The sequence below is a fragment of the Actinosynnema sp. NPDC020468 genome (genome assembly GCF_040642015.1).
Classification (GTDB): Bacteria; Actinomycetota; Actinomycetes; order Mycobacteriales; family Pseudonocardiaceae; genus Actinosynnema.
The window spans coordinates 1-21915 of record NZ_JBFAEO010000035.1; the positions used below are offsets into that span (position 1 = coordinate 1).

Annotated in this window: 21 protein-coding genes; 8 read left to right on the top strand and 13 right to left on the bottom strand. The window is 72.0% G+C overall.

From position 1 onward, the window contains the following. Positions 1 to 368 precede the first annotated feature (368 nt). Together AB0G50_RS23720 and mscL are read left to right on the top strand one after the other, a co-directional pair. A complete protein-coding gene (locus tag AB0G50_RS23720) occupies positions 369 to 785 on the top strand; it encodes a glyoxalase superfamily protein (RefSeq protein WP_360112256.1) in 417 nt (138 codons plus the stop codon). A gap of 115 nt (positions 786 to 900) precedes the next feature. Continuing rightward, positions 901 to 1296, top strand: coding sequence for a large-conductance mechanosensitive channel protein MscL (gene mscL, locus AB0G50_RS23725; protein WP_360112258.1), 396 nt, complete (start codon positions 901 to 903; stop codon positions 1294 to 1296). A gap of 375 nt (positions 1297 to 1671) precedes the next feature. On the opposite strand, the gene AB0G50_RS23730 is transcribed toward mscL, so the two are convergent. From AB0G50_RS23730 to AB0G50_RS23745, 4 genes are all read right to left on the bottom strand, one after another. After that, the gene (locus tag AB0G50_RS23730) at positions 1672 to 2172 is read right to left on the bottom strand and encodes a molybdenum cofactor biosynthesis protein B (RefSeq protein ID WP_184674292.1); all 501 of its coding nucleotides are present in this window, start codon (positions 2170 to 2172) and stop codon (positions 1672 to 1674) included. 537 nt (positions 2173 to 2709) lie between these two features. Then, a complete protein-coding gene (locus AB0G50_RS23735) occupies positions 2710 to 4317 on the bottom strand; it encodes a trypsin-like peptidase domain-containing protein (protein WP_360112260.1) in 1608 nt (535 codons plus the stop codon). 52 nt (positions 4318 to 4369) lie between these two features. After that, positions 4370 to 5458, bottom strand: coding sequence for a galactose-1-phosphate uridylyltransferase (galT, locus tag AB0G50_RS23740; protein ID WP_360112262.1), 1089 nt, complete (start codon positions 5456 to 5458; stop codon positions 4370 to 4372). After that, positions 5455 to 6243 carry a DeoR/GlpR family DNA-binding transcription regulator gene (locus AB0G50_RS23745; RefSeq protein ID WP_360112264.1) on the bottom strand — a complete coding sequence of 263 codons (789 nt, stop codon included), beginning with the start codon at positions 6241 to 6243 and terminating at the stop codon, positions 5455 to 5457. Before AB0G50_RS23745 ends, galT begins: the two co-directional genes overlap by 4 nt. Before the next feature lie 767 nt (positions 6244 to 7010). On the opposite strand from AB0G50_RS23745, the gene AB0G50_RS23750 reads away from it, so the two are divergent. Continuing rightward, positions 7011 to 7373 (top strand): hypothetical protein, encoded by a 363-nt coding sequence (locus AB0G50_RS23750; RefSeq protein ID WP_360112266.1) that lies wholly within the window; start codon positions 7011 to 7013, stop codon positions 7371 to 7373. Here the strand turns inward: AB0G50_RS23750 and AB0G50_RS23755 are convergent. The 6 genes from AB0G50_RS23755 to AB0G50_RS23780 form a co-directional block, all read right to left on the bottom strand. Next, positions 7330 to 8718 carry a HAMP domain-containing sensor histidine kinase gene (locus AB0G50_RS23755; protein WP_360112421.1) on the bottom strand — a complete coding sequence of 463 codons (1389 nt, stop codon included), beginning with the start codon at positions 8716 to 8718 and terminating at the stop codon, positions 7330 to 7332. The genes AB0G50_RS23750 and AB0G50_RS23755 overlap by 44 nt on opposite strands. Then, positions 8718 to 9407 (bottom strand): response regulator transcription factor, encoded by a 690-nt coding sequence (locus AB0G50_RS23760; RefSeq protein ID WP_360112268.1) that lies wholly within the window; start codon positions 9405 to 9407, stop codon positions 8718 to 8720. Before AB0G50_RS23760 ends, AB0G50_RS23755 begins: the two co-directional genes overlap by 1 nt. A gap of 52 nt (positions 9408 to 9459) precedes the next feature. Next, on the bottom strand, positions 9460 to 10068 hold the full coding sequence (locus AB0G50_RS23765; protein ID WP_360112270.1) for a trimeric intracellular cation channel family protein: 609 nt from the start codon (positions 10066 to 10068) through the stop codon (positions 9460 to 9462). A gap of 90 nt (positions 10069 to 10158) precedes the next feature. Then, positions 10159 to 11289, bottom strand: a complete 1131-nt coding sequence (locus tag AB0G50_RS23770; protein ID WP_360112272.1) for a GNAT family N-acetyltransferase — start codon at positions 11287 to 11289, stop codon at positions 10159 to 10161. A gap of 10 nt (positions 11290 to 11299) precedes the next feature. After that, positions 11300 to 12124: a 3-hydroxyacyl-CoA dehydrogenase family protein gene (locus AB0G50_RS23775; protein ID WP_360112274.1), complete on the bottom strand. Its 825-nt coding sequence runs from the start codon at positions 12122 to 12124 to the stop codon at positions 11300 to 11302. Further along, entirely contained in the window at positions 12121 to 12441 is a 321-nt protein-coding gene (locus AB0G50_RS23780) for an EthD family reductase (protein ID WP_360112275.1), read from the bottom strand. Before AB0G50_RS23780 ends, AB0G50_RS23775 begins: the two co-directional genes overlap by 4 nt. A 54-nt stretch (positions 12442 to 12495) precedes the next feature. Here AB0G50_RS23780 and AB0G50_RS23785 point away from each other — a divergent pair, with 54 nt between their 5' ends. The 4 genes from AB0G50_RS23785 (at position 12496) to AB0G50_RS23800 (ending at position 15671) form a co-directional block, all read left to right on the top strand. Then, positions 12496 to 13137: a histidine phosphatase family protein gene (locus AB0G50_RS23785; RefSeq protein WP_360112277.1), complete on the top strand. Its 642-nt coding sequence runs from the start codon at positions 12496 to 12498 to the stop codon at positions 13135 to 13137. 43 nt (positions 13138 to 13180) lie between these two features. Then, positions 13181 to 13414, top strand: coding sequence for a 30S ribosomal protein S18 (rpsR, locus tag AB0G50_RS23790; RefSeq protein WP_360112279.1), 234 nt, complete (start codon positions 13181 to 13183; stop codon positions 13412 to 13414). A gap of 72 nt (positions 13415 to 13486) precedes the next feature. Then, positions 13487 to 14119 (top strand): 5,6-dimethylbenzimidazole synthase, encoded by a 633-nt coding sequence (bluB, locus tag AB0G50_RS23795; RefSeq protein ID WP_360112281.1) that lies wholly within the window; start codon positions 13487 to 13489, stop codon positions 14117 to 14119. A 76-nt stretch (positions 14120 to 14195) separates the two neighbouring features. Continuing rightward, complete coding sequence (locus tag AB0G50_RS23800; protein WP_360112283.1) at positions 14196 to 15671, top strand: GGDEF domain-containing protein; 1476 nt, start codon at positions 14196 to 14198, stop codon at positions 15669 to 15671. Between the two features lie 56 nt (positions 15672 to 15727). Here the strand turns inward: AB0G50_RS23800 and AB0G50_RS23805 are convergent, their stop codons facing one another. Next, entirely contained in the window at positions 15728 to 16375 is a 648-nt protein-coding gene (locus AB0G50_RS23805) for a response regulator transcription factor (RefSeq protein WP_184674315.1), read from the bottom strand. A gap of 637 nt (positions 16376 to 17012) precedes the next feature. Here AB0G50_RS23805 and AB0G50_RS23810 point away from each other — a divergent pair. After that, positions 17013 to 20186, top strand: a complete 3174-nt coding sequence (locus AB0G50_RS23810) for a penicillin acylase family protein (RefSeq protein WP_360112286.1) — start codon at positions 17013 to 17015, stop codon at positions 20184 to 20186. A gap of 56 nt (positions 20187 to 20242) precedes the next feature. On the opposite strand, the gene AB0G50_RS23815 is transcribed toward AB0G50_RS23810, so the two are convergent. Both AB0G50_RS23815 and AB0G50_RS23820 read right to left on the bottom strand, forming a co-directional pair. After that, positions 20243 to 20986, bottom strand: coding sequence for an FkbM family methyltransferase (locus AB0G50_RS23815; protein WP_360112288.1), 744 nt, complete (start codon positions 20984 to 20986; stop codon positions 20243 to 20245). An 18-nt stretch (positions 20987 to 21004) separates the two neighbouring features. Next, positions 21005 to 21883: a hypothetical protein gene (locus tag AB0G50_RS23820; RefSeq protein ID WP_360112290.1), complete on the bottom strand. Its 879-nt coding sequence runs from the start codon at positions 21881 to 21883 to the stop codon at positions 21005 to 21007. Positions 21884 to 21915: the final 32 nt, after the last annotated feature.

Here is a 21915-nt window from a genome sequence, read left to right on the forward strand (position 1 = left end):
GCACGGCGCCGGACAGCGCGGCGATCAGCACCACGCCCGACGAGGTCACGATCGCCGAGAACTCAGGACCGCACCCACACTCCAAAGCCGGCGCCCCCGTGCCAAATGTGGTTGCCTCTGGCAGGCCATACGGGGAGAACACGACGCCCTACCTCCCCGGAGGCGCTGCCCGTCCGGCGAGGACGCTCTTACGCCCTAAACGCGAGCCACGCCCACAGCCCACCCCACCAGACACCCCTCACCAGACGCACCCCTCAACAAACACACCCCACACTCACAGCCACACCCCCGACAAACACACCCCACCCGACAGCCACGCCCAGCACAAACACCCACACCCACACACCTCAAGCCCCAGGAGCCCAAAGATGGATTGGAAACTGGAAGCAGTAATCATCCCCGTCTCCGACCCGGACCGATCCAAAGCCTTCTACGCCGACAAACTGGGCTTCCCAGTGGACGTGGACCACCAGGCAAGCGAAACCTTCCGAGTAATCCAGGTAACCCCACCGGGCTCAGCCTGCTCAATAGTCTTCGGCAGGGGCATAGGCGACGGCCAACCGGGAACGGTCAAGAACTGCCACCTGGTGGTCCCGAACATCGAGGAAGCCGAACGCCACCTGACCCAGGCCGGCATCACCCACGGCGGAATCCAACACTTCCACGAGGGAGCGATGACCCCGGGCCCCCACCCGGACAAGTCCGACTACTCCAGCTACATCTTCTTCGAAGACCCGGACGGCAACAGCTGGGCAGTCCAACACGTCAACCCCCGCCCGAGCTGACTCCAGCGCCCCCACGCCCCCACACCCCGACACACAGCAGCCCAACGTCACGACAGAGCCGCCAAGCGGTTACCCTCCGCTAGCCCTCATGCCGTCCCCCGAACGGAGGAACACTGTGATCAAGGGGTTCAAGGACTTCCTGATGCGCGGCAACGTGATCGACCTGGCCGTGGCCGTGGTCATCGGAGCCGCGTTCAACGCCATCGTCACCGCGTTCACGACGAACCTGATCAACCCGATCATCGCCGTCTTCGGCGGCAACAACGTCGACGGCCTGGCCGTGAAACTCGGCGACAACGACAAGACGATCATCGACTTCGGCGCGATCCTCACCGCGATCATCAACTTCGTGATCGTGGCGGCCGTCGTCTACTTCATCTTCGTGCTCCCGATGAACAAGATCAAGGAACGCCGCAAGCGAGGCGAGGAGCCGGGCCCCTCGGAGCCCACCGACGTGGAACTCCTGAAGGAGATCCGCGACCTCCTGGCCGCCCAACGCCGAGAGGGCTGACCGACCCACCCCCGGACCCGTCCCCAGCGGGTCCAGGGGCCAGTCGGCGGCGGGCCGGGCTCCAGCCCGAACCCGAGGCGACGCTCCGCACGAACCGACTCAGCCGCCGTGATGCGGAGGCCGGTTCTCCTCGTACCAACTGTCGGGGCTGCCCTCGGCCCGGGGCTCGTCGCCTGAGGACTCCGGCAGAACCTCGCCGAAGATCTCCGCGAGCCGACGACGCCGAGCCGCCTCCTGCGGAGAGGCGGCGGCGTCACCGTCCGTCGGCCCGGTCACCCCGGCCTCATCACCCAACACGACTCCACGTCCACCACTTCACCGTCGACAGCCAACCGAGAACGGAGGACCACCAGGGGCGACCCACCCGCGGGAGGATCAGGCCTCGTCCAGCCCGGAGAGCTGCTCGATGACGTACGGGACCAGGGCGGTCAACGTGGCCATGCCGTCGCGGACGGCCGACCGCGACCCCGCGAGGTTCACCACGAGGGTGCTGCCCGAGACCCCCACGAGCCCGCGGGAGATCCCGGCGTCCACCGCTCCGGCCGCCAGTCCCGAGGCACGCAGTGCCTCGGCGATCCCGGCGATCGGGCGGTCGAGCACACCCTGCGTCGCGTCCGGGGTGACGTCCCGCGGCGACACACCCGTGCCGCCGACCGTCACCACCAGGTCGACCCCACCGATGACCGCGGTGTTGAGCGCGGCCCGGATGCCCACGACCTCACCCTCCACCGCGACGGTGCCGTCGACGATGAAGCCCGCTTCCTCCAGCAGCTCGGTGACCAGCGGCCCCGTGCTGTCGTCGTGCTCACCGTGCGCCACCCGGTCGTCCACGATCACGACGAGGGCGCGTCCCAGGCGCTGCGCGCTGCGTTCCATACGGATCACCGTAGCCAATCAGGAGTTGCGGCGGTTCCACGACATCGAACAACCAGGCGTGGATACCGCCAAGCCTGCCAGGACCACCCCGGGCGGCGAAACGGGAGTCCGCGAACGACCCGACCGGACGGCCGTCCCTTGTGGCCGCCCACCCGCCCGTCACCCGCCAACCAACTCACCAGGGGACAAAACATGAAATCTGTTCAAACAACGCGGAAGCCCACCGCGGAGCGCCTGGCACGACGCTCCACAGTGGACAGGACCGGTCGAGGCAGTTCGAGTTGCCGCGAAAACCCCGGGTTCCCGGCCCGAACAGGACCGGGCAGAACCAGAACGGGACCGAACCGGATCCGGGAACCCGACCTCAGCGGAAAAGCGGTCGGGCTCCGACGGGCGAGGGGTTTCCCGCCGGAGTCCGACCACTGGCACCGACTCGGGGCACGCGAGCCGGGGTCTTCGGGAGGGCCCGACCCGAAGGCGAACCACGCGGTTCCACCTCGGGCCCAAGCCTGGTCGAGCGGTCGACCGCCAGGTGCGCTAGCGGGTTTCCACGGTCTGGCTGCCCAGCGTCACCTCGACGGTCTTGCCGCCCACGGTCAGCTGAACCTTGTCGCCGGGCGCCTTCGACCGCACCGCCGCCACCAGGGCGTCGGAGGTGTCGATGGTCCGATCACCGAACTTGGTGATCACGTCGCCCGCCTTCAACCCGGCCGAGGCCGCCGCGCCGCCGGAGGTGACCTCGCGGACCTGCGCGCCGCCCTGCTGGGCGTCGGTGACCTGCACGCCGAGCACGGTCTGGGTGGCCTTGCCGGTTTCGCTCAGCTCCTTGGCCGTCCGCCGGGCCTGGTCGATCGGGATCGCGAAGCCGATGCCGACCGAGCCGCCCTGCGTGGACTGGCTCGAGTTCGGGCTGTAGATGGCCGAGTTGATGCCGACGACCTGACCCTGCATGTTCACCAGGGGTCCGCCCGAGTTGCCCGGGTTGATCGCGGCGTCGGTCTGGATGGCGTTGAGCACGGTGGACTGGCTGCCCTGCTCGCCGCCGGCGCGCACCGGCCGGTTGAGCGAGCTGACGATGCCGGACGTCACGGTGCCGTTCAGGTCGAACGGCGAGCCGATCGCGACCACCTGCTGGCCGGTCTTGAGATCACCGGACGTGCCGAGCTCGGCCGTGGCCAGCCCGGACACCCCGGAAGCCTTGATCACCGCGAGGTCCGAGGACGGGTCGCGGCCGACGATCGTCGCGTCCGCGGTTTTGCCGTCCTGGAACTGGACCTTCACCGCGCCGCCGTTCGCGGCGGACTCCACGACGTGGTTGTTGGTGAGCACGAGCCCGTCGGAGCTGATCACGATGCCGGACCCGGTGCCGCCGGAGAGCTGCACCTGCACGACCGTGGGCAGCACCTTCTGCGCCACCGCCTCGATCGTGCCGTCCGCCGAGTTCTGGGTCCGCTGCGCGGGAGGCGCGGCGTTCAGCGCGTTGCTCACCGGCGCGGACTTGTCCGCGGCCTGGTAGCCGAGGTAGCCGCCCACCCCGCCGGCGACGCCGCCGACCGCGAGCACGAGCACCGCGACACCGGCCACCACCTTGCCGCGCCCCTTCGCCTTGGGCGGCGCGGGCGGCGGCACGTGGCCGGGCGGTGCGTAGAAGGGACCCGGCAGGCCGGGCACACCCTGCGGTGCGCCCGGCCCACCGGTCACATCCGGTCGCGCGGGGCCGCCCTGCACGGCGCCCTGCTGCTGACCGTGGTGGTCGGAACCGCCGAAGGCCTGCCAAGGGCCCGGCGTTCCGGTCGGCTGCCCGGGACCGCCCTGCACGGTCGCGGACGAACCGCTGTCCGGAAGCGCGGGGGCACCCTGCCAGGCTCCCTGCGCCACCGACTGCTCCGGTCGCGGAGCGCTGCCCTGCACAGCGCTCTGCGAACCGGTCTCCTCACGCGCGGGGACACCCTGCCAGGCCTCCCGCGCGCCGTTGCCCGGCGATTCGGCGCCGCCCTGCACGGCACCGCCCTCACCGGACCCCGACTCGACAGCCCCCTGCGGCTGCGAGCCGGCGTGCGACTGACCGGGCGCGCTGCCCCGAGCCCACGGGCTCGACTCCTGCGGAGCGTTCGACTGCTGCGGCTGCGGCTCGTTCTCGGTCATGCCCACAACTCTGGGTTACGCGCCTGAGAGGAGCCTTAAACGAAACTGGGCATCACTTGTGAGTGTGGCGGAGTTTCTCCGCGATCCGCTCGGGCGTCGCGTCGTTGACCCAAACGCCCATACCGGACTCGGAACCGGCCAGGTACTTCAGCTTGTCCGCCGCCCTGAGCACGGAGAACACCTCCAGGCGCAACCAGGACAGTTCACGACCCACCCGCACCGGCGCCTGGTGCCACGCCGCGATGTAGGGCAGTGGACGGTCGTAGAGCGCGTCCAACCGGCCCAGCACGCCGGGGTAGAGGTGCGCGAAGTCCTCACGTTCCGCGTCGGTGAGCGCCGGGAGGTCGACCACCCGCCGGTGCGGGACCACGTGCACCTCGACCGGCCAGCGGGCGGCGGCGGGCACGAAAGCCGTCCAGTGCTCGCTTTCCGCGACCACGCGCGTGCCGGCGGCGCGTTCGGCGGCCAGCACGTCGCCCAGCACGTGCCTGCCGTGCGCGGCGAAGTACTCCCCCGCCACCGCCAGCACCCGCTCGGTGCGCGGCGTCACGAACGGGTAGCCGTAGATCTGGCCGTGCGGGTGGGAAAGCGTGACGCCGATCTCCTCGCCCCGGTTCTCGAACGGGAAAACCTGTTCCACCCCAGGGGTTCGGGCCAGCGCGGCGGTCCGATCGGCCCACGCCTCCACGATCGTGCGCACCCGGGTGGGCGACAGCTCGCCGAACGACCTGGTGTGCTCCGGAGTGAAGCAGACGACCTCGCACCGACCGCGTCCGGGCGCGCGGGCCACCATCGGCATTCCGTCCACAGTGGACTCGACGTCCGGGACGCCCTGGGCGAACGACGGGAACCGGTTCTCGAACACCACCACGTCGTAGTCCGACTCGGGCACCTCGGTCGGCCTGCCCGGCGTGGAGGGGCACAGCGGGCACAGGTCGGCGGGCGGCTTGTAGGTGCGGGTCTGCCGGTGCGCGGCCATCGCGACCCACTCGCCGGTCAGCGGGTCGCGCCTGACCTCCGAGAGCGGTCGGGAGTCCGGCAGGTCGCGGGTGTCCGCGGCGGTGCGCGGTGGCGCGTCGGGGGTGTCGTCGAAGTAGACGATCTCCCGACCGTCGGCGAGCCTGCCTGCCGTGCGCCTCATGCCGATCCCTCTCCCCGCACCGACGCCAGGACCACCTCGACGTGCTCGCCGAACGCGGCCCTGGCCTGCTCGGGCAAACCCTCGTCGCTCACCACGACGTGCGCCTCGTGCAGCGCCGCGATGGTGGAAATCCCGACGGTGCCCCATTTCGTGTGGTCCGCGACCACGACGACCCGGCCGGCCGCGTCGACCAGCGCGCGGTTCGTCTCGCTCTCCGACAGGTTCGGCGTGGTGAAACCGGACCGCTCGGCCATCCCGTGCACGCCGAGGAACACCACGTCCAGGTGCAGCGACCGCAGCGCCTGCACCGCGACCGGGCCGACCAGCGCGTCCGACGGGGTGCGCACGCCGCCGGTGAGCACCACGGTGCGGTCGGTGCGGCCGTTGCGCTGCAACACGTCCGCGACCCGGATCGAGTTCGTGACCGCGGTCAGGTCCGGCACGTCGGCCAGGTGCCGGGCGAGCGTCCACGTGGTCGTGCCGGCGGACAGCCCGATGGCCGTGCCCGGCCGCACCAGGGCCGCCGCCCGTGCCGCGATGGCCTCCTTCTCCGGCAACTGCCGCACGGACTTGGCCTCGAAGCCGGGTTCGTCGGTGCTGCGCCCGGCCACCGACGTCGCGCCGCCGTAGACCTTCTCCACCAGCCCGCGCGCGGCCAGCACGTCGAGGTCGCGCCGAACGGTCATGTCCGACACACCCAGCCGCACCACCAGATCCCCGACCCGCACCGCGCCGGCGCGACGCACCTCGTCCAGGATCACCGCTTGCCGCTGCCGTGCCAGCACGTCGCACCCCTCCACCTCAGCGCCACCGCGAGCCGCCACCCTACGACCGGCCCGCACCACCCCCCGCGGCGACGAACGGGCCCGACGCCGACAGGTCGAGCGGGCGCACCTTCCGCGACCAGCGGGTACTGCCCAAGTTGGTCTAGACCTATTGCGGCCGAGCTCGTTCGGCGGCAGGCCGACACGTTCACTCGTCGAATCGTCCGATCGCCCCGTTGTTGAACAATCCAACGAGAACAGGGCGGTCTTCGAAGCTGAACCCCGCCTCCGACCACTCACACCGGCCAGCCTGGCCTGGCGGGTCCGCAGAAGTCAACAGAAACGAACACAACCACTCAGCACTACACCTGGCCGGTGGTCGTCCGCGCGGTCGACGCCACCCAGGAGGGTGACCATTCGGGTTGGGGATTGTTCGGGATGGCGATTGTTCGGGATGGCGACTGCCGGATGGGCGATGGCGCAGGGGCGGCGATCACCTGAGGTCGGCGGTGCTCTCGGCCGGCGGGGCGGCAACGCTCGAGGCCGGCGCGGGGCGCGGTGGGCAGGTGATCGCTCGCACCGGTGGTCACGCAGGCCGGGGTACTCCGAGCTGCCGACCCGCGCTGGGCCGGCAACCGACAGGAACGGTGGGTCTCCGGGGCGATGGCCGCCCGAGTCCGCAGCCACTCCGGTCGGCGACCGTCCGGCCGGCGACCATCCGGACAGCGACCGTCCTGGCGGCGACCGTCCTGGCGGCGGCACCCGGACGGCGATCACTCTCGCCGGCCATGGCCCAGCCAGCCATGGCCCGGTCGGCCGGCGCTCGGCTCGGCGATCGCCCGGACCGGTCGCCGTTGGCGCTGTGGTTGCCCGACTCGCGCCGGGCACCGATGTTCCGCGGCTCCGGTCCGGCGCTCGCCGCCTCGGTCGACGTGGCCGGTGACGAGGTTGTCGGTGTCGACGCGGCCGGTGTCGGGACCGCCTCGGTCAGGGCGGTCTCAGGCGAGACCGCCTCGATCAGGGCGGCCCCCGGCGAGACGGCCCCAGGCGAGACGGCCCTGGTCGAGGCTGCCCTGGCCAAGATCGCCCGGGTCGAGGCGGCTTCGATCAGTGGCTTTCCGGGAACGGGCGGCCGGGGAGGCGGAGGGTGAACAGGGCGCCGCCCTCCGGGGCTCGGCCTGCGTAGGCCGCGCCGCCGTGGCGTTCGGCGGCCTGCTTCACGATCGCCAGGCCCAGGCCCGAACCCGGCAGGGTGCGGGCTTCCTGGGAGCGGTAGAAGCGTTCGAAGACGTGGGGGAGGTCGGCGTCCGCGATGCCCGGACCCGAGTCCGCCACCTCGACCACCGCGCTGCCGTCGCCCAGCGGGCGCAGGGACAACCGGACCGTGCCGCCGGACGCGCTGAACTTCACCGCGTTGTCCAGCAGGTTCAGCACCGCCCGTTCCAGCGCGCTCGAATCGCCGAGCAGCGACCACGGCTGGAGCTCCACGTCGAACCGCACGTCGCCCGCCGCCCGCCGGCGCGCCCGGTCCAGCGCCCGCTCCACGACCTCGACCAGGTCGACCGGCTCCTGCACGACCTGCGGCGCGTCCTCGCGGGCCAGCTCGACCAGGTCGCCGATCAACGTGGTCAGCTCGTCCAGCTGCGCGCGCACGTCGTCGTTGATCTCCGCCTTGTCCTCGTCGGACAGCGTCGGCGAGCCAGGCTTCTCCGACGCCAGCAGCAGTTCCAGGTTGGTGCGCATGGACGTCAGCGGCGTGCGCAGCTCGTGGCCCGCGTCCGCGACGAGCCGGCGCTGGCGCTCCTGCGAGTCCGCCACGGCGGCCAGCATCGCGTTGAACCGCTGGGTCAGCCGGGCCAGCTCGTCGTCGCCGGACACCGGGATCGGTCGCAGGTCGCCGTGCAACGCCACGCGTTCGGTCGCGTCGGTCAACCGCTGCACGGGCCGCAACCCGGTGCGCGCCACGGCGGTGCCGGCGGCCGCGGCGACCAGCACGCCGAGCCCGCTGATCACGAACAGCACCACGGAGAGCTTGCCCAGCGTGGTGTTCATCGGCTTGAGGGACTGGGCGATCACGATCGCCTGCCCGTCCGGGTAGGGCACCGAGATCACCCGGGACTCCGACCGCGCGTCGGTCCAGATGTTCTCCAGCGACGAGCCGCGCGCCACGTCCAGGTCACCGCCGGAGGTGGGCGGGCTGAGCGTGCCGTGCGGGTAGAACATCTGGCCGTTCTGGTCGAGCAGCCCGATCCGGATGTCGCCCGCCGCCAGGAACGCGCCCGGGATCTGGGTGACCTCGTCGGTCACCTTGGGCGCGGTCGCGGCGGCCTGCGCGCGCTGCCGGAGGTTCTCGTCGAACTGGTCGCGCAGGTTCTGGCTCACGGTCATGTACGCGCCGAGCGAGACCACCGCGACCGCGCCGGCCACGCAGAACGCGGCGAGCAGCGTGACCCGGGCCCGCAGCGACACCCGCTGGAACCGCCCGGGCGCGTCGATCACGGAGGGGTCTCCCGGAGCACGTAGCCCACGCCGCGGACCGTGTGGAGCAGCCGCGGTTCGCCCTCGGCCTCGGTCTTGCGGCGCAAGTAGCCGACGTAGACCTCCAGGGCGTTGCCCGATGTCGGGAAGTCGTACCCCCACACGTCCTCCAGGATCCGGCTCCGGGTCAGCACCTGCCTCGGGTGGCCCAGGAACAGTTCGAGCAGCGCGAACTCGGTGCGCGTCAGGCTGATCGGCCGTTCACCGCGGCGCACGTCGCGGGTGCCGGGGTCGAGTTCCAGGTCCGCGAACCTCAACACCGCGCCGCGCGGCTCCTCGGCCTCGGCCGTCGACCGGCGCAGCAGCGCGCGCAACCGGGCGAGCAGCTCCTCCAGGGCGAACGGCTTGGGCAGGTAGTCGTCGGCGCCGGCGTCCAACCCGGACACCCGGTCGCTCACCGCGTCCCGCGCGGTCAGCACCAGGATCGGCAGGTCGTCGCCCGTGCTGCGCAGCCGGCGGCACACCTCCAGCCCGTCGAGCCTGGGCATCATCACGTCCAGCACCATCGCGTCGGGACGTTGCTGGACGACCGACTCGAGGGCCTGCTGACCGTCTCCGGCGAGGTCCACCTGGTAGCCGTTGAATTGCAGTGAGCGGCGAAGCGACTCACGCACGGCCCGGTCGTCGTCGACAACGAGGATGCGCATGGGGATCAGTCTTGCTCCTGGGCCTGAGAGCCGCCTGAGAAGGGGATGTGAGCTACCCGTCAAGTTTTGGTGCGATGGGCGCATTCCAGTGCCGCCAGAGGGCTATCAGGCGCAAACCGACGATCAGCGCGGAGCCGGTGATCGACACCAGGCCTGCGGGGAGGCGCAGCTGGTCGCCCAGCACGACCACCACCGCGCCCGCCAGGGCGGCCACCGCGTAAATCTCCCGGCGCAGCACCAGCGGGATCTCGCGCAGCAGCACGTCGCGCAGCGCGCCGCCGCCGATGCCCGTGGTCACGCCCACCAGGCACGCGGCGTAGGGCGGCGCGCCGAGCCGGAGCGCGGTGGACGTGCCCGCCGTGACGAACAGCCCGAGCCCGATCGCGTCGAGCAGCAGCACGGACCGCCGCAGCTTGGCCACCGTCGGGTGGAACCAGAACACCACCACGCCGGTGCCGGCCGCCACGACCAGGTACGGCCACGTGACCAGCGCCGCCGGCGGGTGCACGCCGAGCAGCACGTCCCGCACGATGCCGCCGCCGAGCGCGGTCGTCAGCGCCAGCACGACCACCCCGAACACGTCGAGCCGCGCCCGCACCGCCGCCAGCGCGCCGGACGCGGCGAACACGGCGATCCCGATCAGCTCCAACGCGGTCAGCACGAGTGCAGACGCTAGAAGAAGCCGACCGGTGCCGGCACCTCGGGCCGGTGCCCGCGACCCCGCGACCAGCCGAATCGCGGGCGCCCGGGGTCAGAAGAAGTCGGCCAGCCTCGGCACGCCGGGCGCGCCCACGAGCAGGTCGAGCAACCCGGCGTCACCGTCGAGGAGGCCTGCGCGGCGCAGGGCGTGGGTGTCCTGCGTGCCCGCGAACCACGGGCCCAGGGCGCGCGCGTGCACCCGGACCGCGCCGCCGCCGCCCCGTTCCACCCGGACCCGACCCCCGTCCACCACGATCCGGTGCGGACCGGCGTTCCACGGCGCGTGCTCGTCCACCACGTCCAGGTCCACCGCGGCGGGCTTGAGGAAGGCCGCCGCGGGCCACCCCCGCGCGGCCACCGCCTCCGCGAGGTCGACCACGCGCAGCAACCACGTCGACTGGGTGAGCTGGTAGCGGATGGCCTGGTCGGTGAGCAGGCCGGTCACCGCCGGGTCGGTCACCCGCAGCGACACCTTGTCCAGCACGCCCGTCCAACTGGCCAGCTCGCGCAGCAGCCCGAGCAGGGTGTCCCGGTCCCGGCCGACCAGGTCGTGCACCCGCAGGCCGTCGCGGTCGCGTTGGGCCGTCAGGTAGCCGCGCACCTCGCCGTCGTGACCGGGCACGACCGACACCACGTCGAGCTTGAGCACGTCCGCCACGTCGAACGCGGGCCCGCGGCGGTCGAGCAGCCCGCCGACGGTGGACGCCAGGTCGACGTAGCACGCGTGCAGCGCGTCGAGGTCGGCCTCGGTCGCCGCCCGCGCGCGGACCCGCCCACCCGCGGGCAGCCGGTCCATGGTCAGGTCCAGCGACTCGTACACCCCGGCCCGCTCCCAGCCGCGCGACCGGTACAGCGAGGGCACGGTCGCGTAGAGCACCGACAGCGGCTGCCCCTGCTCGCGCAGGCTCTCCAGGGCCCGGTCGAGCAGCCCGGACGCCACGCCGCGACCGCGCGCGTACGGGTCGACCGCGACGCCGCCGACGCCGCCCGTCGGCACCGGAACACCACCGTGGAACTGGTGGTAGGAGTTGATCGTCAGCACGCCGGCGGGCCGGCCGTCGAGCTCGGCGACGAGCGCCCGCTGACCCGGCCGGACCGCGACGTCCGACGTGCCGCCGAAGGCGACCCGGCGCAACCGCAGCACGGCGTCCGCGTCGTCGGCGGTGAAATCCCTGATCGACACGCCCTCCTGCTTACCAGGTGAAGAAGCCGCGCCCGGTCTTGCGGCCCAGTTCGCCGCGCGCCACCTTGTCCCGCAACAGCTCCGGCGGCGCGAACCGCGGGCCGAGCTCGGCCGCCAGGTGCTCGGCGATGGCCAACCGCACGTCCAGGCCGACCAGGTCGGTCAGCCGCAGCGGGCCCATCGGCCAGCCGTAGCCGAGGCGCATGCCGGTGTCGATGTCCTCGGCGGACGCGACGCCGTCCTCCAGCATCCGGATGGCCTCCATGCCCACCGCGACACCGAGCCGCGACGTGGCGAACCCGGGCGCGTCGCGCACCTCGATCACGGTTTTGCCCAGGTCCTCGACCCACCCCCGGGCCTTGGCCGCGACCTCGGGCGCGAGGCCGTCGTGGTGCACCAGCTCGACCAGCTGCTGCACCGGCACGGGGTTGAAGAAGTGCAGGCCCAGCACGCGCTCGCCCGGCAGGCCGCGGGCCAGTTCGGTGATCGACAGCGAGGAGGTGTTGGACGCCAGCACGGCGTCGGGGCAAGCGTTTGCGGCGGTGGCCAGCACGCGCCGCTTGAGCTCGACGTCCTCCGGCACGGCCTCCACGACCAGCTCCGCAGGCACGTCCGCGAGCTGCTCCACCACGGTCAGGGCCTTCAGCAGGTCCTCGGGCGAGCGGTCGAGCCGGTTGCGCGCGGCCGCCTTGGCCAGGGACGCCTCCACCGCCGCGCGGGCCGCGGTGACCCGCTCCGCGCCGGACTCGGCGAGCACGACCTCGTGCCCGCCGGCGAGCAGCAGGTGCGCGATGCCCGCGCCCATGGTGCCGCCGCCGATCACCACGGTGATCATCCGACCACGACCTCCGCGGCGAACATGGCGACGAGGTCCATCCCGCCGATCTCGGTCAGGTTCACCCCGGCCGCCTGCCACTCGGGCGAGGCGAACGCGCGCTTCATGGCGGTCGCGTCCGCGAAGTACATCTCGGCGACCAGGTGCGGCTCGTGCTCGCCGAAGAAGCCGGGCACGAACACGTCGGTGGCGCGGGAGACCTCGGCCCGGATCAACCCCGGTGTCTTCGCGACGATCGGCAGGTGCGACTCGAAGTAGGCCGTGTCGAAGGCCTCGACGTCGTCGGGTTTCCGGTACAGCGCGACGTACTTGATCATGTGACACCTTCCGTCCGTTTCGCTGTCGGAATGTAACACCGGCACCATGGTGGGGTGCGGATCATCCTGCTGCGGCACGGGCAGTCGCTGGGCAACGTCGACGAGCTGGCGTACACCCGGGTACCCGATCACGCCCTCCCCCTCACCCCGCTGGGCGAACAGCAGGCGCGCGAGGCCGGGCCGCGGGTCAAGTCCCTGCTCGGGACGGGTCCGGTCGCGGTCTACGTGAGCCCGTACGTGCGCACCAGGGCGACCCTGAACGCGCTGGCGCTCGGCGCGCAGGCCGAACGCGTGGTGCCCGAGCCGCGGCTGCGCGAGCAGGACTGGGGCAACCTCCAGGACCCCGTGCGGCAGGAGGTCCTCAAGCACCAGCGGCACGCGTTCGGGCACTTCTTCTTCCGGCTGCCCAACGGCGAGTCCGGCGCGGACGTGGACGACCGGCTCGCCGGGTTCCTGGCCGACCTGGACACCCGCGCGGCCGACCCGGCGCACCCGAGGACCGTGCTGGTGGTGTCGCACGGCCTGACCATCCGACTGCTGTGCCGACGGCTGTTCGGCTGGAGCGTCGAGCTGTTCGAGTCGCTGTCCAACCTGGAGACCTGCGAGCACCGCGTGCTGACCCGGTCGGACGGCGGCTGGTCGCTCGACCGCCCGTTCACCCAGTGGCGCCCGTCCCCCGACGGCGACACCCAGTAGCCTCGAGTCGACAATCGTTGTCGTTCCACCGGGGAGGAAGTCCGTGCCGAAGGTCGAGCGCGTGCCGAAGAAGCGGGTCAACCTGTTGCGCAAGGAGGGCGTGACGGTGGTGGACTGGAAGGACACCACGCTGCTGCGCAAGTTCCTCTCGGACCGGGGCAAGATCCGGTCCCGGCGGGTCACCGGGTTGACGCCGCAGCAGCAGCGGCAGGTCGCGACCGCGATCAAGAACGCCCGCGAGATGGCGCTGCTGCCCTACCCCACGCCCGGTCGCTGACCGTCCGGTCGAGACGCACGCCACCGCGCCGGCCGGGTGGATCACCCGACGGCGTGAGGCACGATCGTCCGAATGAGCTTCTACGACGTCGTGCACCGCCGCAGGGACACCAGGGGTGAGTTCACCGGCGACCCGGTTCCGCCGGACGTGCTGCGACGGGTGCTGGCCGCGGCGCACGCGGCGCCGAGCGTCGGGCTGACCCAGCCGTGGGACTTCGTGCTCGTGCGCGACCGGGAGACCCGGCGGGCGTTCCGGGACCACGTGCAGGCCGAGCGCAGCGTCTTCGAGGCCTCGCTCGACGCGGCGCGGGCCGAGGTGTTCGGGCGGATCAAGGTCGAGGGCATCCTCGAGTCCTCGCTCGGCGTCGTGGTGACCTACGACCCGGATCACGGCGCGCCGGCCGTGCTGGGCAGGCACGCGATCGCCGACGCCGGCCTGTACTCGGTGTGCCTGGCGATCCAGAACCTGTGGCTCGCGGCCACCGCCGAGGGCCTGGGCGTCGGCTGGGTGAGCTTCTACCGCGAGGACGCGCTGCGCCGGCTGCTCGACATCCCGGCGCGGGTGCGGCCGGTCGCGTGGCTGTGCGTGGGCCCGGTCGCGGTGCTGCCCGACGTACCGGACCTGGAACGCCACGGCTGGCGGAACCGGGTGCCGCTGGAGGACGTCCTCCACGAGGAGCGGTACACACCGCGTCCGTCCCGGTAGCCTGTCGGGTGCCGTGCCGGCGGCGGTCGGGTCCGCGTACCCCGACGCGCCGAGTCGGAATGGAGTGTCAGCCCGAGTGGAGCAACGCGACCCGCTGATATCGGACCGGACGCCGCCGCTTGACCTCGAGGTCAAGGCGCTGGTGAACGCCGGTCGCCTGGCCGAGGCCAACACGCTGTTCGACCGGGTCGTGAGCCGGGTGCCGGCGGACGCCGACCGGTGGACGCGGTCGGCCGTGCTGGTGAACCGGGCCAAGCTGGCGTGGCGCCTGGGTCGGATCCCGCTGGCGCTGGAACTGGCCGCCGAGGGGTGGACGGACCTCGACACCGAGGCGGCCGACCACCCGGCGGCGGCGCAGGCGATGCACGCGCTGGCGTACCTGCTGGAGGGCATCGGCAACCGGCGCGCGGCGGTGGACATGCTGCGGCTGTCGGTGCAGGTGGCCCGGAGGGCCGGCGCCGACGAGGTGCTGGGGCACTGCCTCCAGGGCCTGGGCGGCACGCTGAACTTCCGCGCCATCTCCAGTCCGCCGGACGTGGCGCCGGGCGTCTTCGCCGAGGCGGCGGCGGCCCTGCGCGAAGGGCTGGAACTGGCCAGGGAGCCGTACATGCGCCGCGCGCTGCTGGGCGCGTACAGCCGATCGCTCGCCGGGCTCGGCGAGTTCGACCGGGCCGAGCAGGTCGCGGCGGAGACGGTGCGCGAGGCGGGCGAGGTCGGCGACGAGTGGGCGCGCGCGGTCGGGAACTGGGTGCTGGCCGTGGTCCGGCGGGAGCGGTCGGACCTGGTGGCGGCGCGCACGCTGGCGGCGCGCGCGGTGGCGGCGGCCGAGGCGATCAACGACACCTCGTTGCTGCTGCGGTTCTCCCTGGACCTCGCGGACATCTGCGCGCGGATGGTCGACCCGGTCGGCGAGGCGGCGGCGCTGCGGCGCTCGCTCGCGGCCGGGCGGACCGCGACCGAGACGTTGCAGGAGGGGCTCGGCCAGGCCCTCGAGCAGCGGCGGGTGGCCGTGCAGGCGCAGCGGATGGCCGCGGCGGCGCAGGAGGCCGCGGCGCGGGACCCGTTGACGGGCCTGGCGAACCGCCTCGGGTTGGAGCGCGCGGCCGCGGCGCTGCTGGAGAGCACCGCCGCGAAGGGGCGCGTGCCGTGGCTGGTGCTGGTCGACGTGGACTGGTTCAAGGGCGTGAACGACGACGCCGGGCACGCCGCGGGTGACGCCGCGCTGCGCGAGATCGCCGCGCTGCTGCGCCGCGAGTGCCGGGCCGAGGACCTGGTGGCCCGGTGGGCGGGCGACGAGTTCGTGGTGCTGCTGGGCGACAACGGCGGCGGGGACGTCGGTCCCGTGGTGGCCGAGCGGATCCGCGCGGCGGTCGACGCGCACGACTGGACCGTGGTGCTGGGCACCGTGCGCCGGCCGACGGTGAGCATCGGCGTCGCGGCCGGACCCGCGCCGCTGGACCGGTTGTTCACGGCCGCGGACATGGCGCTCTACCGGGCGAAGCGCCACGGCCGCAACCGCGTCGAAGTGGAACCCACGCTCCCGGTCGGCTGACCGGGGCGCGGCCCGGCCGCCGGGTGCGGCCGGATTTCCTTGCCACGGCAAGGGTTTCAGGCGATGAGGCCGCCCCTGAAGGCGACCAGGGCCGCCTGGACCCGGTTCACCGCGCCGATCTTGCCCAGCACGGACGACACGTAACCCTTCACCGTCGCTTCCGACAGGTGCAGGGTGCCGCCGATCTCCGCGTTCGACATGCCCTGGCCGATGAGCACCAGGACCTCCCGTTCGCGCTCCGACAGCGACGCGAGCAGCCTCCGGGCGGGTTCGGCCGCGCGCTCGCCGTCGGCGACCGCGGCCAGGACCCTGGCCGCCACGCCCGGGTCGAGCACCGCGCCGCCTCGCGCCAGGTCACGGACGGCCTTGACCAGTTGCTCGGGTTCCGTGTCCTTCAACAGGAATCCCGACGCGCCCAGGCGCAGGGCCTCCGACACGTACTCGTCCACGTCGAACGTGGTGAGCATGGCGATCCTCGGCGGGTCCGGGATGGCGCGCAGGCGGCGCAGAGCCATCAACCCGTCCGAGGAGCGCATCCTGATGTCCAGCAGCACGACGTGCGGACGGTGCTGGCGTGCCAGGTCGGCAACCAGGTGCCCGTCGTCGCATTCCGCCACTACCTCGATGTCGCCACTGCTGCTGAGGATCATGCGAAGGCCGGACCGGACGAGGTCTTCGTCGTCGGCCAGCATCACCTTGATCACGACGCCTCCCCGCTTTGGCGTTTCGTGTTCGTACCCGCCCAGCATCGCGCACGAACACGCAAGCTGACGTTAATTCACCGTTATCTCACCACGGAAATGCGCCAACCTCCACGTTGACAGTTGCCAGGAAATCCACAGACTTCAAGGTGGTCCGGGCCCGACTTCCCGGTGCGGCGTCGGCAACAGGCGGCACCGACCCTACCCCGGACAGCCCGTGGCGCTGTGGTCGCGATGGCGGTCGGCAGCGGCGCCGCGCTGCCGTATCGTCCACGCACGTAGACGTTGCGCGACACGGCCGGATCCCTTGCGCCGCAGGGGGTTCGGCATCGGCGTGCGTGCACCCGCCGATCTCGCCGGCCACACCGCCGACTCCCGCCGCGCGACCTCCCGGCGGTCGCGCTCCCCGCCGGTGGACCGCGGTGCCCGGTTCGGCGGCCGGCCGGTCCGACCGGTCGGCGCAGCACCCGCTGAGCGGAACGGCCACCACGCGCGGGAAATCCACCACCGGCACCGGGGCCACCCGGGGCGTCCGCCGGCGATCCGCGCGGCCGAGCGGCTAACGCGAAGGTCTTTCGCGAATCCCTACTTCTCAGTAACGTGCATCACACGAAACCCTGCCCGGAAGGAGCTTCGCGCAATGCGGAGAGCCGCCCGTTCCCTGGTGGTGCTCGTCCTCCTCGCCACCACCACGTCCACCGCCACCGCCGCGCCGGCCGCGCCGCGCGCGACCACCTTCGCCGCCGACGACTACTGCCTCGGCCAGTGCCACGACATCGTCCCGCCCGGCCAGAACGGCAACGCCACGCTCGCCGACATCCTGGCGCACAAGGCTTTCGGCACCCGACCCGCGCACGCCGCCGACCAGCTCGGCAAGTACGACTCCCTGTCCTCGGGTTACGGCGGCCTGACCAACGACCAGCTGGGCGCGTTCTTCGACGACGCGTCCTTCGGGGTGCCCGCGAACCAGGTCGAGAGCACCGTGTCGCCGCGCCCGGACGTCACGATCATCCGCGACAAGACCATCGGGATGCCGCACGTCTACGGCACCACGCGCTCCGGCACCGAGTTCGGCGCGGGCTACGCCGCCGCGCAGGACCGGCTGTGGCTGATGGACCTGTTCCGCCACCTCGGCCGCGGTCAGCTGTCCGGCTTCGCGGGCGGCGCCGAGGGCAACCGGGTGCTGGAGCAGAGCTTCTTCGGCCAGATCCCCTACACCGAGGCCGACCTCCAGCAGCAGATCGACCAGGTCGCGACCCAGGGTCCGCGCGGCAGGCAGGCGCTCCAGGACGTCACCGACTACATCGCGGGCGTCAACGCCTACCTGACCCAGGCGATCGCGAAGCGGAACTTCCCCGGCGAGTACGTGCTGACCGGCCACGCCGACGCGATCACCAACAAGAACGACATCCAGCCCTTCAAGACCACCGACCTGGTCGCGATCGCGGCCGTCGTCGGCGGCCTGTTCGGCGCGGGCGGCGGTGGCGAGGTGCAGAACGCGCTGGTCAAGCTGGCCGCGCAGAACAAGTACGGCGCCGAGCGCGGCGAGCAGGTCTGGCGCTCGTTCCGCGAGCAGGACGACCCCGAGTCCGTGCTCACGCTCCACGACGGACAGCGGTTCCCGTACGCGGTCACGCCCGCGAACCCGCGCGGCGTGGCGCTGCCCGACGGCGGCGCGGTGACGCCCGAGCCGATGGTCCGGGACCAGCGGGTCGCCGCACAGTCCACTGTGGACGTTCCAGCCGACCTCGAGGCGGTGCGGGGCATCTTCGCCGACGGCGTGCTGCCCCGCGACCTGCTCACCGGGAAGCACGGCATGTCCAACGCGCTCGCCGTCTCCGGCCGGTACACCGACACCGGCCACCCGATCGCCGTGTGGGGACCGCAAACCGGCTACTTCGCGCCGCAACTGCTGGTGCTCCAGGAGTTGAACGGCCCGGGCATCCGGTCGCGCGGCGTGTCGTTCGCGGGCGTGAGCATGTACGTCCAGCTCGGCCGGGGCGTCGACTACTCGTGGAGCGCCACCTCGGCCGGTCAGGACATCACCGACACCTACGCGGTGGAGCTGTGCGAACCCGCGGGCGCTCCCACCGCCGGGTCGCTGCACTACCGGTTCCGCGGCCAGTGCCTGCCGATGGAGCGGATCGAGCGGAAGAACGCGTGGAAGCCCACCGTCGCCGACGGCACGCCCGCCGGGTCGTACACGCTCGTCGTGTACCGCACCAGGTACGGCCTGGTGCAGAGCCGCGCGAAGGTGGACGGGAAGTTCGTCGCCTACACCTCGTTGCGGTCCACCTACCTGCACGAGGTGGATTCGATCGTCGGGTTCCAGGAGTTCAACGACCCGGACGCGATCAGGTCGGCGCAGGACTTCCAGCGGGCCGCCGAGCACGTCGGGTACGCCTTCAACTGGTTCTACGCCGACGCCTCCGACATCGCGTACTTCAACTCCGGCGCGAACCCGGTGCGGCAACCCGACGTGGACCCGAACCTGCCGGTCAAGGCCGAGCAGGCCTACGAGTGGCAGGACTGGAACCCCGACGGCAACCGGACGACCTACACGCCGTTCGCGCAGCACCCGAACTCGGTGAACCAGGACTACTACGTCAGCTGGAACAACAAGCAGGCGGCGGAGTACTCGGCCGCGGGCTACGGCAACGGCTCCGTGCACCGCGCCGACCTGCTCGACGACCGGGTGCGCGCGCTGGTCGGCAGCGGCCGCAAGGTGACCAGGGCCGCGTTGACCCAGGCCATGGCCTCGGCCGCGGTCGCGGACCTGCGCGCGGAACAGGTGCTGCCGGTGCTGCTGCGGGTGGTCGACTCGGCGCCGGTGACCGATCCCGCGCTCGCCGCGGCCGTGCAGAAGCTCAAGAACTGGGTCGCCGCGGGCGGGCTGCGCAAGGAAACCACCAGGGGCAGCAAGGTCTACGCGGACGCCGAGGCGATCCGGGTGCTGGACGCGTGGTGGCCGCTGCTGGTCGAGGCCGAGTTCCGGCCCGGGCTCGGCGACCCGCTGTACACCGCGGTGACCGGCGCGCTCCCGGTGGACGAGGCGCCGTCGGACGCGCACGGAGCCGCGCCGCACAAGGGTTCCGCGTTCCAGTACGGCTGGTGGAGCTACGTGCACAAGGATCTCCGGGCCGTGCTCGGCGACCGGGTCGACGGCGCCTTGGGCGCGAAGTACTGCGGCGACGGCGTGCTCACCGCGTGCCGCCAGGTGCTGCTGACCAGCCTGGCCTCGGCCGCGGCCAAGCCCGCGACCGCCGTCTACCCCGGTGACGCGGACTGCGCGGCGGGCGACCAGTGGTGCGCGGACACGATCGTCCACCGCGCCATGGGCGGCATCACGCAGGACAGGATCGGGTGGCAGAACCGGCCCACCTACCAGCAGGTCGCGCAGTTCCCGGCCCGGCGCGGCACGGACGTGACCAGGTTGGCGGCCACCGCCGCGGCGTCCAGCCACGAGCGCGGCTGGTACGACTCGCCGCCGTCGAACGCGGTGGACGGAAAACCGGACACGAGGTGGGCGAGCGACTGGAGCGACAACCAGTGGATTCGACTGGATCTGGGCGCCAGTCGAACGGTGGGACGAGTCGTGTTGTCCTGGGAAAGCGCCTATGCCAGCGGGTATCGCATAGAGTTGTCGAACGATGGCACTGCGTGGCAGGAGGTATTCCACACCTCCGTCGGCGATGGCGGCCAGGACGTCGTGGTCTTCCCGCCGAGTCCGGCACGATTCGTACGAATGACGGGTATCCAACGGGCCACGGATTACGGATACTCGCTGTACGAGCTTGAGGCCTACGGCACGTAGGCCGGTCCGCAGGAAGACCCCGGTCCACCCCCAGGGACCGGGGTCTTCCGCCTTTTCTAGGCCGTGAACAGGTAGTTCCTGATCCCCGGGACGATCCGGTCGATCGGCGTCCACGCTCCGCGACGCCACGCGTTCATCCGGTAACCGCGTTCGGCCAACCAGTCGGGGACGTCCTGCGCGTGATAGCCGAACCGTTGCACGTGCCGTTCTTCGATCTCCAGGAGAAGTTTTGGTCGAAACCGACGCAACGTCTCCTCGCCGCCTTGCAGCACCCGCAGTTCCGCGCCTTCCACATCGGCCTTGACGAAATCCAGTCGGTCGATGCCGTTGGCCGCGCGGAATCTGTCGAGGGTGTCCGTGCGCACCACGACTTCGAGGTGTTCGGCGAACTCGTCGTTCGAGCCGAGCCCGTTCGCGCCGGCGGTGAGGAACGACCGGCCGGTCACCGGCAGCCCGTGCCGGACCGGCACGCTCATCACGTCCCGACCCTCCCGGGTGCCCAGCGCGACCGGGTGCCGGACGACGTTCGCGGCCTCGCGCGGGCGCAGCAGGTAGGACAGCGCGGGGTGGGCGAACACCAGCGGCTCCACGCTGTGCACCGTCCCCTGTGGACCGACCAGGCGGGACAGCGACACGGTGTAGAGCCCCAGCGCCGCGCCGACGTCCACGCACACGTCGCCCGGCGCCACCACGTCCCGCAAGCCGAGCAACTCCGGTTCCACGTACGGCGTCAGCCGGGCGAGCACGCGGAGAGCGCCCGCCACGGCCGCGCCGCGCACCTCGGTCAGGTTCTGCGTCACCCTCCCCACCCTAGGCAATCACGGCAGGGGTGTGGCGCCGTTCTGGTGCGGCAGCGCGGGGTTGACGTGGTTGACGTGCCGGTCGCCGCCCAGGCCGACCCGGTCGGCGAACTCGCCCGCGACCGACGAGCCGCCGTAGACGCCCAGCGCCTTGGCCAGGTGCACGCGCAGGTCCTGGCGGTGGTCCTCGGACAGCCGCGGCAGCGCGCTCTCGAAGCTCGTGACGAGCGCGTCGGCCCAGTGCCGGTCGCCCCGGTCGGAGGCGATCCGGACCAGTCGCGCCAGGTGCTCGGACAGCTGCACGGCCTGCTCGACCTGGTAGCCGTTGCGGTAGAGCCACCAGATCGTCGCGGTGGACAGGTCGGTCAGCACCTCGTCGCGCAGATAACGGATCTCGGCCCGTTCGGCCTCGCGCTCGGCCTGCCGCACCGTGGTGGCCTGGTGCAGCTCGATGTGCTTGCGCGCCATGTCCAGGTCGGACTCGTCCACGGTCAGCTCGACGTTCTCCGCGCGCGCCCACACGTGCGTGCCCTCGACCTGGCGCTCGGCGGCCAGTTCGTCGCCCAGCTGGTACCTGATCGGCGCGTGGTGCACCAGCATGGCCCGCTCGGTGATCGCCTTGGCCCGTTGCACGAGGTCGTTGATCGCGGCGCTGCGCGGCGCGTGGTGGCGTGCGCCGGTGGTGAGGTCCATCCGCCAGCACACGACGAACTTCGCCTGGAAGTCGAGCCCGTAGACGGCGCTGGGCAGCGGCGTCTCGAACGGGTGCTGGTGGGTGGTCTGCACGGGCACGTAGGTGTACTGGTCGACGACGGCGCTTTCCCTCCGCCGTCGCCACCACGCGCCTAACGCGCCCAGCGGACCGGGTCGGAAGTCGGGCCAGGGTCTGCCGCTCATGGGACGTCTTTCGCCGAAGGGGAGGTCGCTCC

Coding starts and splice junctions, on each gene's coding strand:
- AB0G50_RS23720 (WP_360112256.1), top strand. CDS start 369: ATGGATTGGAAACTGGAAGCAGTAATCATCCCCGTCTCCGACCCGGAC.
- AB0G50_RS23730 (WP_184674292.1), bottom strand. CDS start 2,172: ATGGAACGCAGCGCGCAGCGCCTGGGACGCGCCCTCGTCGTGATCGTG.
- AB0G50_RS23735 (WP_360112260.1), bottom strand. CDS start 4,317: ATGACCGAGAACGAGCCGCAGCCGCAGCAGTCGAACGCTCCGCAGGAG.
- galT (WP_360112262.1), bottom strand. CDS start 5,458: ATGAGGCGCACGGCAGGCAGGCTCGCCGACGGTCGGGAGATCGTCTAC.
- AB0G50_RS23750 (WP_360112266.1), top strand. CDS start 7,011: ATGGCCCAGCCAGCCATGGCCCGGTCGGCCGGCGCTCGGCTCGGCGAT.
- AB0G50_RS23760 (WP_360112268.1), bottom strand. CDS start 9,407: ATGCGCATCCTCGTTGTCGACGACGACCGGGCCGTGCGTGAGTCGCTT.
- AB0G50_RS23775 (WP_360112274.1), bottom strand. CDS start 12,124: ATGATCACCGTGGTGATCGGCGGCGGCACCATGGGCGCGGGCATCGCG.
- AB0G50_RS23780 (WP_360112275.1), bottom strand. CDS start 12,441: ATGATCAAGTACGTCGCGCTGTACCGGAAACCCGACGACGTCGAGGCC.
- bluB (WP_360112281.1), top strand. CDS start 13,487: ATGAGCTTCTACGACGTCGTGCACCGCCGCAGGGACACCAGGGGTGAG.
- AB0G50_RS23810 (WP_360112286.1), top strand. CDS start 17,013: ATGCGGAGAGCCGCCCGTTCCCTGGTGGTGCTCGTCCTCCTCGCCACC.
- AB0G50_RS23820 (WP_360112290.1), bottom strand. CDS start 21,883: ATGAGCGGCAGACCCTGGCCCGACTTCCGACCCGGTCCGCTGGGCGCG.